The sequence below is a fragment of the Planctellipticum variicoloris genome (assembly GCF_030622045.1).
Classification (GTDB): Bacteria; Planctomycetota; Planctomycetia; order Planctomycetales; family Planctomycetaceae; genus Planctellipticum; species Planctellipticum variicoloris.
The window spans coordinates 319,191-332,499 of sequence record NZ_CP130886.1 but is presented as its reverse complement, the minus strand read 5'-3'; the positions used below and the strand labels follow the sequence as shown (position 1 = coordinate 332,499).

The following is a 13,309-nucleotide window of genomic DNA, read 5'->3' as shown; positions in this document are numbered from 1 at the left end:
CCTGGGAATTCGCAATGAATTGCGTTCGACTCGCTCGAACGACGCGTCATACAGTACAAGGCGAGGAGTCGGCTGACGTGGTCGCAGTCGGCGGGATTGGTTTGGCGAAATGCTCGCGGGAGATCTTATGGACAGATCGAAGTCGGTCGTTCCAGTCCGGGTCGGGGTTGTGGGGCTGGGCCGGTTCGGTCGGCTGCATGCCCTGACGCTGGCAGGGCTTGGCGACGTCGAACTGGTCGGACTTGTGGCCCGGCGGCGGGGCAGCCTGGAAGCCCTTCAGCAGGAGCTGCCGGGCATTCCGGGCTGGACGGATCTGGAACAGGCGGTCGCAGTGTCGGGAGCCGAAGCGTGGGTGGTGGCCTGCTCGACGGACCAGCATGTTGCGGTGACGAGAACGCTGCTGCGGGCAGGCCGAACCGTCCTGCTGGAGAAGCCGATTTCCGCATCACTGGCGGATGCCGAGAGCCTGGCTCCGTGGGTTGCGGCGGAATCGGCGAATCTGATGCTGGGGCATATTGTGCTTTTCAACAGCGAGTTCCGGCAGCTTCGCGACGAGGTTTCCCGGCGCGGGCGACCGGCCTACATCGACTGCGTCAGGCATCGACCGGCGACGATCGTCCGGGACTTTCCGGGGGAGAACCCGCTGCAGGCGGCGATGATTCACGATCTGTACGCGGTGCAGGTCCTGCTGGGCGGCGAGGAGCCGCGGAGATTCGCCGCGCAGTTTCATCGAACGGCCGGCGGCGACGTCGATCTGGCGCTGGCTCAGCTCGAATGGAGCAGCGGTACGCTGGCCTCGTTCGCGGCCTCGTATCTGACGCCGGGCGGCATGCCGCCGCGGGGGTTCGACCGCATGGAAGTCTTTGGCGAGGGGTGGGCGGCGCGGATCACGCCGAATCCGCGTCCGCTGGAGGTCTGGGACGAGCGTGCTCAATGGCCGCTGGCGCTGGAGATCCGGACGGAGGCCTCGGGTCCGACCGGCATGATGGCGGAGGAGTTGCGGACGTTCTGCCGCGTGGTGCGCGGGCTGGAGAGCGTCCCCGCCGGGGCGACGTACGAGGCCGCCTTGCAGACTCAGCGATGGATGCACCGATTGGAGCTGGCTGCTGAAGAGGGCCGGATTTAGTCCCTCTCCGGAGCCTGTCGCGTTATCGTGGGTCGGACGTCACAGTCCGAAAATGGCCTTCCCGTCGATCGAGGCACCGATGAAACGTCGCACCTTTCTGCAGTGTGGATTTGCCGGCGCCATTGGCGCACCGTTGCTGGCGGCGCTTCGGGACGACCGTCTCGATGACGCCGTGGAGGTGCTGGCGAAAGCAACCGCCAGCGGTCAGGTCGCTTCGGCCGTGCTGCATGCGGCGCAGCGTCAGGCGACATTGACGAAGCACTTTGGCAAAGCGTCGTCCGGGGAGGCGATGTTCCTGCTGGGGTCGATTTCGAAGCCGATCTGCGTCACGGCTCTGATGCGACTGTTCGATCAGGGAGAGTTCCGGCTCGACGATCGGCTGCAGAAGTTTCTGCCGAAGTTCGCGGGGAATGGTCGGGAGCAGGTGACGCTGCGGCAGGTCCTGACTCACGTGTCGGGGCTGCCGGATCAACTGGCCGCCAACGCGATGTTGAGGAAGAATCACGCCGGTCTGGCGGAGTTCGTCGAGCACGCGATTCGGACGCCGGTGGAGTTTGTGCCGGGCTCGAAGTCCCAGTATTCGAGCATGGGGATTCTGCTGGCGACGCACGTTGCGGAGTTGATCAGCGGAACGGGAATTCTGGAACTTGTCGAAGGGACGGTGATGCGGCCGCTGGGGATGCAGCATTCGGCTCAGGGACTCGGTCGGTTTTCGCTGCAGGATGTCGTCCCCTGTCAGACCGAGTTCGGCGCGCCGGAATCCGGGGCGGGGGATCCGACCGCCAAAGACTGGGACTGGAACAGTCTTTACTGGCGCAAGCTGGGGGCCCCCTGGGGCGGCACACATGCCTCTGCGCCGGACGTGGGGCGATTCCTGGCGGAGTTTCTTTCCCGTCAGGGGGTCGTCGTTAAACCGGAGACGGCGCAGCTCATGACCAGCAATCAGAACGGGCCGGGTCTGACGCCGCGCGGCCTGGGCTTCAACGTCAGCGCGGCGGCCGGCAGTCCCGGATGTTCCGCGAAGACATTCGGGCATACGGGATCAACAGGAACGCTGGCGTGGGCCGACCCGAGCACGGAGACGATCTGCGTCGTGCTGACGTCGCTGCCCGGCACAGCGGCTCACCCGCATCCGAGAGCGCTGGCCGGTGCGGAGGTGGCGGCGGCCGCCGCCCGGTGATGGCTCCCGGATGGAGCTCCGCTATTCGAGCAGGAAAAAGATGCCGAAGGTGGGACTCGAACCCACACGAGGGGTGAACCTCGGCGGATTTTGAATCCGCTGCGTCTGCCATTCCGCCACTTCGGCTCAAAGAGGGAGTTCCGCATGATCCGCGGACGGCCCCGTCACGTCAAGCAAACAGCTCGCGAATCGGCTGTCCGCCGTCGGTAATCGGCACGGGACGATCGCCCGCGTACAATTCTTCGTGCGGATTGATGCCCATTGCGGCGTAGACCGTGGCGTGCAGGTCCGGCACGGAAACCGGTCGCGAGAGCGGATTCATCGCCAGCTCGTCGGTTTCGCCGATCACCTGGCCGGTTTTCAGGCCGCCGCCTGCGAGGACAACGCTGAAGCATTTGCCGTGGTGGCCTCGGCCGCCGCCGCCATCGAACTGAGCCGGTCGGCCGAACTCCGTCGCGACGAGAATGAGCGTTTTGTCGAGCATTTTGCAGCGTTCGAGGTCGACGACCAGCGCCGAGACGGCCTGATCCAGTTCCTGAATCAGCCGGTGCTGCTGCTCGATCCCCTCGTTGTGGACGTCCCAGCCGGTGCCGTTGAGGAAGTTCAGGTTGTGCGAGACTTCGACAAAGCGGACGCCGCGCTCCAGCAGCCGGCGGGTCAGCAGGCAGCGCTGGCCGAACTCGCCGCCGTAGCGGTTCCGCAGTTCGGCGGGCTCGCGGTCGAGCTGGAAGGTCTGCATGAACTGCGGCCCCGACAGGCGCTGCAGCTCGGTGACGGCGCGGTCATAGTCCTGGGCCAGCGGATTGCCGGAGGCCCGACGGCGGTAGTCGCCACGGACTTCCGCGAGCAATGCTTCGCGGCGGCGGACGCGTTCCGGCGTGAGATCGGCCGGTCGCGAGAGGCCCTGCGGCCCCGATTCGGTATCGGTCAGGTACAGATAGCCGGACTGGGATCCCAGGAAGCCGGGACCGCGGGTCGTGCTCGGGTATCCGATGAGGACGTAGGCGGGCACCCCTTCGTCGGCCGGGCCGCGGCGGTAGGAGACGACCGAACCGATCGACGGATAGGTGACCGTCTCGCTGACGGGGCGGCCGGTGTGCAGGCGGTTCACCGCGGCGGCATGCTCATCGATCACGTCGTGGTGCAGCGTGCGGATGGGGGCAAAGCGGTCGAGGATCTTGGCGCACTCGGGGAGGTGCTCGCAGACCTTGGCGCCGGAGATCGCGGTGTCGATGGACGGATAATACGAGCCGGCCTTCTTACCCTTCGGGTCGCCAAGCTGTTTGGGGTCCCAGGTGTCAATCTGCCCGGCTCCGCCGCCGAGCCAGACCATGACGCAGTGTTCGGCCTTTCCGAGGGAGACGGGGGCCGCGGACTCTTCGGCGCGGAGTTGCGAGCCGGACATCAGGGCGGCAGCGGCAAAGCTGCCGGCCTGGAGAAAGTCGCGTCGACTGGCGTGAAGCGTCATCAGTTGCTCCGTGGAAATTTTCCGGCAGCCATCGTCAGGGAGGAAAGGGGGCGGGGCTATTTCAGGTCGGAACCTTTGATCGGCTGGTCCCTGGAGATCGTCTGCGGACCCTTGCCGCAGCGTTTTTCGTAGATGCCGTTGCCGGCCTTCACGTACTTGGTGAAACCCTGCTTTTCCAGCTTCTTGTCGTCGGAGACGCTCTTGTGCATGGAGTGCTCGGACCACTGCCCGCCGATGAACGGCGGGGTGATGAGCCGCTCGACCGGCTGCCCGGTTTCCGGATGCCGGGTCAACGGTTCGTCCTTGATCTGCTGAAAGACCTCAAACGTGCCGGCCGGCTCGCCATCGTCGTCCAGAATTTCATAAACATAGATCGGCATCTGCAGCAGTTCCCCCCGGGGAATGACCGTCGGAATCACCATCCGTCATTTTCGACGAACGGGGACGAGAAGTCCATTCCCAATCCAGAATCACCGATCAGTTCCGTGGGGGGGGGGCAAGTGAGACACGAAAGCGGCGAGGAGGATCCCGAGTGGGACCTCCCCGCCGCCCAACATCCGTCACAAACGGCAGAGCCCGTTACGAACCGGCTGCCGCGGTCTCGCAGCAGAGGCACTCGCAGTCGTCGCCGCAGAGGCAGGGTTCGCCGCTGCAGCAGGCGCAGCCCGCGACGCAGTCACAGGCGCAGGTCTCGCACAAGCCGCAAGCGTTGTCGGAGCAGCACGCTCCGGCAGCTCTGGCGACCGATGCCGTCGTGGTCGACGACTTCGCGAGAATCGCCCGCAGATCAACGGAACACTTTCCGTCCGCGGCACAGCAGGCCGGCTTTCCAGCCGAGGTTGCTGTCGTCGCAGCAAACTTCGCGGTGAGGTCGCAGCACTTGCAGGTGCAGGCGTCTCCGCAGAGGCAAGGTTCGCCTTCGCAGCACCGGCAGCCGTCGACACAGGCGCAGGTGCAGTTCTCACACAATCCACAAGCGTTACTGGAGCAGCAGCCCTGGGCCGTGGCGGCTTTCGCACCGGTCCCGGAGACGGTCATCACGAGTCCGAATCCGGACAGAGCGGTGAGAGTCACAAAGGTCAGAAGTTTGGCTAGCATGATGGAAGTTCCTTTGCCAGAAACACACGCAAAACGGGAATCGCAGGCGCAGAACAGCGCCGGCGAGCGTGGATTGAGCAGCAGAAGAGGCGCAGAGATCGTCAGATCCTGCACGCAGCGCTGCCCGGGCGAGGACTCATTTCTGCCAGCGGCAGTTGAGCACCATCAGCGTGGGTGGCGGAGAATGCCCCGCTTCGGAAAGGGAGGCGAGGCTGGCATGGCAAATGATCGGCCGGGCCGGCAATTCGATCCGTGCGACGACCAACAGCGGCGCATCGCTGCTGACAACCCGCTCGGATCCTGCAGTGGCGGGGACGGAGCCCTGGCGGAGCTGGCACTTGGGGCACTCATGGCAGGGATCCGATGTCGGACCTGCGGGGGGCTCGCAGCAGTCGGGGCGCTGCGGCGGCTGACAATGCTCGCAACTGCCGGCGTGCGTCGCAACTTTGGCTGTCGGCTGGCAACATCCGCAGTCCAACGCGGCGAGGGCCGGCGAGACCATCAGGACCGCCGCAATCCACGCCGAGCAGATCAGATGCAGCAGGCTGCGAAACATGACGACCAAGTCCCACCGAAAAGAGGACTGCACAACTCCAGTGACAGTATTCGTCAACCGGCGACGGGGTCAATAGGTCTTTCCGCGGTCGTCGTCCGATGGACGTCATTCCCGTCGGCGGGCTTGCGATCGCTCTGCACCAGAAAGACGGCGACTGCGATCAGTCCGAAGGCGAGAATGTGGTTCCAGCGGATGGATTCGCCGAGATAGGTCACGGCTACGACGCCAAACACAATCAAGGTAATGACTTCCTGCAGGACCTTGAGCTGGACGGCGGTCAGGACGCCGGAGCCGATCCGGTTAGCAGGGACCTGGAAGCAGTATTCGAAAAGGGCGATCAGCCAGCTTGCGAGGATCGCCAGCCAGAGGGGGGACTGCTTGAACTTCAGGTGTCCGTACCAGGCGAACGTCATGAAAACATTGGAGATTGTCAGCAGCAGCACCGTCAGGATCTGGGTCCGGAGCATGTTTGGCGTCTTCGGATTCGAGGGGAGAAGGCGAGGCCCGCGCTGGGGGCGCAGTCACAGTAGCGTCGCGGCGTTGTTTCGCAAGTCTGACACGGCGGCTCACAATGCCGTAACTTGTTTCAGCATAAACCGTTGAGACGCAATCACGAAATCTGCGCTGGTCGGATGGCGGTTGATCGAGGCCGGGCAGCACTGGTCTGACGCTCGAACGGCGGTCGGCTGGCGCACTTTTTTCAAAGTCGGTAAGTTCTCGCCGGAACGCAAGTTATGGGGGACCTTGCGGGTCGGCCCCCCAGAGTTTGTGTGAGCAATTCTTGACAATCCAGATTGGGGGCTTATAGTGGGGACGCGTTGCCGATTCACTATATCTAGGGCTTTGCAGACACGTCGGCCCTACTGGTTGTGTCTTCCGCCAGCCACACACTCTTCGCAAAGCCCCCAAGTTTCGCCATCAGGCGACTCTGCACGTACCGTGGACTGCTATGAGGCGGTCCGTTTTCTCTGCCCGCACGGAATCCAGGAGTGCATGATGCACCAGTCCAAAGGAATGTCCCCCTCTGATTCCCCGGTCGCGGTTGCGAACGGGCATCAGGCGAACGGCCACAGTCACCGCAATCTTCCGGAGTTGCGGCCGATGAGCGTCGACCCGAACTTCTGTCCCCCGAATCAAGATCCATTCGATACGGTCGAGTGGGATCGGCGGACGGCGGCCATTAAAGACGAGAACGGCAAGGTTCTGTTCGAGCAGACGGACTGCGAAATCCCCGTGCAGTGGAGCGGGCTCGCGACGAACGTGGTCGTCAGCAAGTATTTTTACGGCGAGCACGGGACGGCGGAACGGGAGCGCAGCGTCCGCCAGGTGATCCATCGCGTGGCGCGGACGATCGCCGACTGGGGGATCGCCGACGGGTACTTTGCCAGCGTCGAGGACGGCGAGAACTTCTACAAGGATCTGGCCTGGCTCTGCCTGCATCAGTACGGGTCGTTCAATTCTCCGGTCTGGTTCAACGTCGGACTGTTCCATCAGTACGGCGTGAAGGGGAGCCGCGGGAACTATCACTGGAATGTGAAATCCCGCGAGGTCGAGCGTCCGGACAGTTCCTACGAGGTGCCTCAGGCCTCCGCCTGTTTCATCCAGGCGGTCGACGACAACATGGAAGACATCATGCGTCTCGCGACCAGCGAGGCCATGCTGTTCAAGTTCGGCTCCGGCACCGGGACCGACCTTTCCAGCATCCGCAGTTCCAAGGAGAAGCTGTCGGGCGGCGGAACGCCATCCGGTCCCCTCTCGTTCATGCGGGTCTACGATCAGATTGCCGCAGTGGTCAAGTCGGGCGGCAAGACCCGCCGGGCGGCCAAGATGCAGTCGCTGAAGGACTGGCATCCGGACATTCTCGAATTCATCGAGTGCAAATCGAAAGAAGAGAAGAAGGCTCACACGCTGATTGAGTCGGGCGAATACGACTCGAACTTCAACGGCGAAGCCTACAGCTCGATCATGTTCCAGAACGCGAACCTGTCGGTTCGCCTCAGCGACGAGTTCATGCGGGCGGTCGAAGAGGGGAAGCCCTGGAAGACGCGCTGGGTGACCGATCCGAACCGGTTCGGGCCGCAGTACGACGCCCGCGAACTGCTGCACAAGATGGCCGAGAGCGCCTGGTTCTGCGGCGACCCCGGGGTCCAGTACGACACGACGATCAATCGCTGGCACACGTGCCCGAATTCCGGCCGGATCAATGCCTCGAATCCATGCTCGGAATACATGTTCCTCGACGATACGGCGTGCAACCTGGCGAGCCTGAACCTGCGGAAGTACCAGCGGGCGGACGGCCAGTTCGACGTCGACCGCTTCCGCAAGGCCGTCGCGATCTTCTTCACGGCTCAGGAGATTCTGGTCGATCACGCCAGCTATCCGACGCCGGATATTGCGACCAACAGCCATATGTATCGGCCGCTGGGGCTGGGGTTTGCGAACATCGGCAGTCTGCTGATGTCGATGGGCATTCCCTACGACAGCGATTCGGGTCGGGGGATCTGCGGTGCGATCACTGCGATCATGACCGGCCAGGCCTACACGACGTCGTCGCGGATCGCGGCCCACATGGGTCCCTTCGAGGGCTACCCGCCGAACGCGGATGCGATGCTCCGCGTGATGCGGATGCACCGCGACGCGGTCGACCGGATCGACTACTCCTGCCCGGATTATCTGCGCGAGTCGGCGGGGCAGGTCTGGGACGAATGCGTCGATATGGGGCGTCAGTATGGTTATCGCAACGCGCAGGCGACGGTGCTGGCGCCGACCGGGACGATCGCCTTCATGATGGATTGCGATACGACGGGCATCGAGCCGGACATCGCCCTTGTGAAGTACAAGCAGCTTGCCGGCGGAGGGATGATGAAGATCGTCAACCGGACGGTGCCGATGGCTCTGAAGTCGCTGGGTTACGATGTGCCGACGACCGATGCGATCATCAAGTCGATCGAAGAGAAGGGGATGATCGAAGGGGCGCCGGGGCTGGCCAGCGAGCACCTGCCGGTCTTCGACTGTGCGTTCAAGGCGGCGGGCGGGCAGCGGACGATCCACTGGAAGGCCCACATCAAGATGATGGCGGCGGCTCAGCCGTTCCTTTCGGGAGCGATCTCGAAGACGGTCAACATGCCGGCCGACTCGACGGTCGAAGACATCCAGAAGGCGTACCACGAAGGCTGGCGGCTGGGGCTGAAGGCCCTTGCGATCTATCGCGACGGCTCCAAGCAGAGTCAGCCCCTCAATACGTCGAAGGACTCCAGCGGCGGCAAGAAGGCTCAGCCGGGCCAGCCGTTGCGTCGTCGCCTGCCTGCTACGCGAAATTCGATCACTCACAAGTTCTCGGTGGGCGGTCACGACGGCTACATCACCGTCGGGCTGTTCGAAGATGGTGCTCCGGGCGAGCTGTTTATCAGCATGGCGAAGGAAGGGAGCACGATTGGCGGCCTGATGGATGTCATCGGCACCGAGACGTCGATGTGTCTGCAGTACGGCGTGCCGCTGCAGGTGCTCGTCGAGAAATTCTCGCACATGCGGTTCGAGCCGTCCGGCTGGACGCAGAACCCGGATATTCCGAACGCCAAGAGCGTGGTTGACTACATCTTCCGCTTCCTGGGGATGCAGTTCATCGCGGGCTATCGCGAAGCCAATGCTCCGAAACGCCATGCCCCGTCAGGGGTCGAGGAGGGTGGCGACGCCGAGGAAACTCATCCCGCGGCCGGGACCGCTCCCCGCACGGAGCCCGCGGTCTCGGCCACGAAGACGAAGTCGCTCCCGCTGGCGATCGCCAACCGGTTGCAGAGTTCCACGACGGCGTCCGCGAACTCGGCTGCGGCCGTCGAGCTGGCCAACCAGCTCCTGAGCCAGCAGTTTTCCAAGTTCCAGTCGGATGCTCCCGCCTGCAGCAATTGCGGCGCGATCACCGTCCGGAACGGAGCCTGCTACCTCTGCCACAACTGCGGCACCAGCCAGGGCTGCAGCTAGGTGATGCCAGCCGCACGGGGGGGCGCGGACTCGCATGGGTTAGACCATGCGAGTCGCCGGCCGCGGGATGCCGTCAGGAATTGAAGACCGACGGTCGCGTGACGTGCGAATGGAAATGTGAACTGCCTCGCCGACTCGCTGAAGGATTGGCGACCTGCGGGGTTTTCGGCGGCCCGGTCTTCGGAAGGACCGGGCCGCTCTGTTTTTTTGAGGGGTGTCATCGCCCCTCTGGCACCGGTTACCGGCGGCTGAAATGATGCCGCGGCCCTGCCGCCAACCGGGTGATGAAACGTGAATTGCTGGTCCGCCGGCCTTCACCAACCACTACCCACGATCCACCACCCACTGCTTTTCGCCCTATTCCGGCATCACGCCGAAGTCGTCTTCGGGTTCGGGGGGCGAAGGGGGGGGCGATGGCTGCGGGGGAGATGAGTCCGCAGCCAATCCTGGCGGCGCTTGTTGTTGCACCGGGGCTTCCCCTTCCGTTCGAGGCTCCTCATTCCGTCGCGGCGGACGGGGTCTGGGGGGACGACCGCCGGCGCGATCGCGCTGGCCTTCGGGGCCTGGCGGCCGCGGGCCGTCGCCATTCTCGCGGCGCGGCGGTCGAGCCTCGCGCGGCTCGGAGGGCTGATCACCGGAGCGTTCGCCTTCACCGGCCTGACGCGGCGGATTCTGCGAACCGCCCGACCGGGTGCTGACGACCGTGATTACGTCGTCGAAACTGGTGAGGATGTAGCGGGACCCTTCGTAGGCGACCATCAGCTTTTTCGCGAGTAGTTCCTGGCCGACCACGCGACCGGTTCCCTGCTTGGTGAGCACGGTCGCGCCGACGGGGGGCAATTCCTTGCGATGATCTTCGTAGGTGTCGTATTCGTAGCGCAGGCAGCATTTCAGGCGGCCGCAGCGGCCGGAGATCTTGTTCGGGTCGAGCGTGGCCTTCTGCAGCTTGGCCATTTTCATCGAGACAGGCGGCATTTCGCGCAGGAAGGTATTGCAGCAGACCGGTTTGCCGCAGTCCCCGTAGTCGGCGAGCAGTTTGGCTTCGTCGCGGACGCCCATCTGCCGCATTTCAATCCGAATCTGCAGAGTCTTGGCCAGAGCCTTCACGAGCTCGCGGAAGTCGATGCGTTGTTCGGCAACGTAGTAAAAGACCAGCCGTTCGCCGCCGAAGATATGTTCGACGTCGACGAGCTGCATCTGCAGGTTGCGTTCTTTGACGAGGTCGCGGCAGGCCGCGAATTCGTCCCGTTCGAGATCGGCGACGCGATCCCGCTGAACTTCGTCCTCGGGCGTGGCAATGCGCAGGACGCGACCGTGTTCGAATTTGCCCCCCAGATACGTTCGCGTCTGCTCGGTCGCGGGGCAGAGGACCGTGCCCCATTCGGCGCCGCGATCGCTGCGAATGATGACGGACGCACCGCGGGGGAGCATCCCCAGACCGCGGGCTGCAAATTCTCCGACAATCCGGGTATTGCCGTAGCGCACAACGTAGGACTGTTCAGACGCGGGTGTATCCATGCGGCGGGGCAGAGTCCTGGAGAATGAGGGCAACGGGGGGACCTGGCCAACCTTGGATTATAGACACTCCGGCGGGAGAAACGCCAATTGGTCGAATGGTGCGGCGATTCGCCGATTGATTGATCGACCGGCCCCGACTACAACTCGTCGCCATGACGAAATACGACCCCCACCGGTGGACCGACCATCTGTTTGACGTCGAAGGCTCGATGGTCCGGGAGATCCTCGGCCGGGTAAGCCTGTGCGTGCTCTGGTCTGTGATCGTCGTCAGCCTGCATATGCTGCTGCCGGAGGGGTGGTTCGACCTGGCGGTGCCGGAGACGGCCCACGCGCTGATCGGAGCGGCTCTGGGATTGCTGCTGGTTTTCCGCACGAATGCGTCGTACGACCGGTTCTGGGAGGGTCGTAAGTTCTGGGGCGGAATCGTCAACGAGACCCGCAATCTTGCCCGCCTCTCCTCGACCTGGATCGTCGGACGGCCCGATCTCGCCCGCCAGATCCTGCTGTGGACGATCGCATTTCCCTGGTCTGCCATGTACCGGTTGCGAGGAAGTCGCGAACTGGGGAATCTGCGGGACGAATTGCCGCCCGATCAAGTCGCCGCAGTTGTTGCGGCCGATCACGTGCCGCTGGCAGTCGCCCGTCGGATCACCGCACTGATCGAAGACGCTCGGGCGGATGGTGCGATCAGCGATATCCAGCAGTCGCAGATCGATCAGAACGTCCAACTGCTGATCGACTATCTGGGGGGGTGTGAGCGAATCCGGTCCACCCCGCTGCCGTTTGCTTACGCGGTGCATCTCCGTCGGGCGTTGATGGCGTATTGTTTTACGTTGCCGCTGGCGCTCGTCAGCCAGTTTGGCTGGGATACGATCATTGTAACGCTGCTTCTGGCCTACGTGCTGTTTGGAATCGAAGAGATCGGCGTGGAAATTGAGGATCCGTTCGGCACGGACGACAACGATCTGCCGCTCGACGAGATTTGTCGGAATATCGAGGGGAATCTGCGGGACATTCTTCCTCGGACGTGAGACTTCCACCCTCGGACGTGGGATTTCCGCGCCGAATTCTTGCCGGATGAACAGTGGTTCCTGCGGGGCGCCCACTTCGGAATGGTGAAAACCCCACGTTCCAGCAGTTGCGTCTGCTCGTCAATTTGCGGACGCTATGGATTCCGGAGCTCCGTCGAGCCGACCGGGGGATCCCATCCGCCAGCAGCAAGGATTGAGCGTGTCGGACGCGCACTCGTTGATCGCAGCGTTGGAACGCAATATCAGCTCGGCGGTTCTGGGAAAGCCGGAACCCATTCAACTGACGCTGGTCGCACTGCTCGCCGAGGGGCACATTCTGGTTGAGGACGTCCCGGGGGTGGGGAAAACGTCGCTGGCCAAATCGATCGCCCGGAGCATCAACTGCGATTTCAAGCGGCTGCAGTTCACGCCGGACATGCTCCCCAGCGACATTCTGGGATCGAGCGTCTACCTGCCGAATCTGGGGGACTTTGAGTTTCGCCGGGGACCGATCTTCACCCACGTCCTGCTGGCGGACGAGATCAATCGGACGACTCCGCGAACCCAGAGCGCTCTGCTGGAGGCGATGAGCGAAGGGCAGGTCTCCATCGAAGGGCAGACGCACCAGCTCGAGGCCCCGTTCTTCGTGCTGGCGACGCAGAACCCGTTCGAATATGAGGGGACGTATCCGCTGCCCGAGAATCAGCTCGATCGATTCATGCTCTGCGTCGAACTGGGATACCCGGCTCGCGACGTCGAGCGAGCGGTACTTACTCAGCACCGCTCGGGCGAGCCTGTCGACAAGCTGCAGCCGGTGATCAGTCTGGAGCAGTTGCGCGGTCTGCAGCAGCAGGCGCGCGAGGTTCGCGTTGACGATTCCATCAACGACTATCTGCTCGACATTGTCGCCGCCACACGATCGCACGAGCAGTTGCAGCTTGGCGTCAGCACCCGCGGCGCCCTGACGCTGTATCGCGCCTGCCAGAGCCTGGCCCTGATTCTCGGGCGGAATTTTGTCGTCCCGGATGATGTGAAACGTCTGGCGGTGCCGGTCCTCGCGCACCGCGTCGTCTGTCGGGGCGTGCTGCGTGAAGGGCAGCGGCAGCGGGCTCAGCTCGCGATCCGCCAGATCCTGGGTAAGATTCCGGTCCCTGCATAGCAGTCTATCGTAGCCAGCCCCCCAGACAGGAAGTCCGGGCCACCAGCCCTGACGACTCTTCGGGCGGTCCAGACAGACAAGTCTGCCTGGAGCCTGATCACGTGCGGGGGCGCGGTGAACTCCAGCTCGCGACACCAGAGCTGGTCATTCAACGCCGCCGAACGGGGCATCCACGCCCAACCCATCTCTGAGTCGGCACCCGTGCCGCGTCCGGCG

At 63.7% G+C, this 13,309-nt stretch carries 10 protein-coding genes, 1 tRNA gene and 1 pseudogene; 5 read left to right on the top strand and 7 right to left on the bottom strand.

Going from position 1 to position 13,309, the window contains the following annotated elements; genetic code table 11:
• Positions 1–127 precede the first annotated feature (127 nt).
• Together SH412_RS01325 and SH412_RS01320 are read left to right on the top strand one after the other, a co-directional pair.
• Positions 128–1,126, top strand: a complete 999-nt coding sequence (locus SH412_RS01325; RefSeq protein WP_336521700.1) for a Gfo/Idh/MocA family protein — start codon at positions 128–130, stop codon at positions 1,124–1,126.
• Positions 1,127–1,205: 79 nt separating this feature from the next.
• Positions 1,206–2,306 carry a serine hydrolase domain-containing protein gene (locus tag SH412_RS01320; protein WP_336521699.1) on the top strand — a complete coding sequence of 367 codons (1,101 nt, stop codon included), beginning with the start codon at positions 1,206–1,208 and terminating at the stop codon, positions 2,304–2,306.
• Positions 2,307–2,347: 41 nt separating this feature from the next.
• On the opposite strand, the gene SH412_RS01315 is transcribed toward SH412_RS01320, so the two are convergent.
• The 6 genes and pseudogenes from SH412_RS01315 to SH412_RS01290 all read right to left on the bottom strand — a co-directional run.
• Positions 2,348–2,432: transfer RNA gene (locus SH412_RS01315), tRNA-Leu, on the bottom strand.
• 43 nt (positions 2,433–2,475) lie between these two features.
• The gene (locus tag SH412_RS01310; protein ID WP_336521698.1) at positions 2,476–3,774 is read right to left on the bottom strand and encodes a DUF1501 domain-containing protein; all 1,299 of its coding nucleotides are present in this window, start codon (positions 3,772–3,774) and stop codon (positions 2,476–2,478) included.
• 56 nt (positions 3,775–3,830) lie between these two features.
• Complete coding sequence (locus tag SH412_RS01305) at positions 3,831–4,196, bottom strand: FmdB family zinc ribbon protein (RefSeq protein WP_336521697.1); 366 nt, start codon at positions 4,194–4,196, stop codon at positions 3,831–3,833.
• A 157-nt stretch (positions 4,197–4,353) separates the two neighbouring features.
• Positions 4,354–4,872, bottom strand: coding sequence for a hypothetical protein (locus tag SH412_RS01300; protein ID WP_336521696.1), 519 nt, complete (start codon positions 4,870–4,872; stop codon positions 4,354–4,356).
• A gap of 136 nt (positions 4,873–5,008) precedes the next feature.
• Positions 5,009–5,428, bottom strand: coding sequence for a hypothetical protein (locus SH412_RS01295; RefSeq protein WP_336521695.1), 420 nt, complete (start codon positions 5,426–5,428; stop codon positions 5,009–5,011).
• A gap of 137 nt (positions 5,429–5,565) precedes the next feature.
• Positions 5,566–5,895, bottom strand: a pseudogene (locus SH412_RS01290) (DMT family protein); the annotation flags it as partial.
• Between the two features lie 634 nt (positions 5,896–6,529).
• Here SH412_RS01290 and SH412_RS01285 point away from each other — a divergent pair.
• Positions 6,530–9,406, top strand: a complete 2,877-nt coding sequence (locus SH412_RS01285; RefSeq protein WP_419555764.1) for a vitamin B12-dependent ribonucleotide reductase — start codon at positions 6,530–6,532, stop codon at positions 9,404–9,406.
• A 357-nt stretch (positions 9,407–9,763) separates the two neighbouring features.
• Here SH412_RS01285 and SH412_RS01280 read toward each other — a convergent pair whose 3' ends face one another.
• Positions 9,764–10,924 carry a PSP1 domain-containing protein gene (locus tag SH412_RS01280; protein ID WP_336521692.1) on the bottom strand — a complete coding sequence of 387 codons (1,161 nt, stop codon included), beginning with the start codon at positions 10,922–10,924 and terminating at the stop codon, positions 9,764–9,766.
• Between the two features lie 152 nt (positions 10,925–11,076).
• Here SH412_RS01280 and SH412_RS01275 point away from each other — a divergent pair, with 152 nt between their 5' ends.
• Together SH412_RS01275 and SH412_RS01270 are read left to right on the top strand one after the other, a co-directional pair.
• On the top strand, positions 11,077–11,955 hold the full coding sequence (locus SH412_RS01275; RefSeq protein WP_336521691.1) for a bestrophin family protein: 879 nt from the start codon (positions 11,077–11,079) through the stop codon (positions 11,953–11,955).
• Positions 11,956–12,154: 199 nt separating this feature from the next.
• Positions 12,155–13,093 carry an AAA family ATPase gene (locus SH412_RS01270; RefSeq protein ID WP_336521690.1) on the top strand — a complete coding sequence of 313 codons (939 nt, stop codon included), beginning with the start codon at positions 12,155–12,157 and terminating at the stop codon, positions 13,091–13,093.
• The last annotated feature ends 216 nt before the right edge of the window (positions 13,094–13,309 follow it).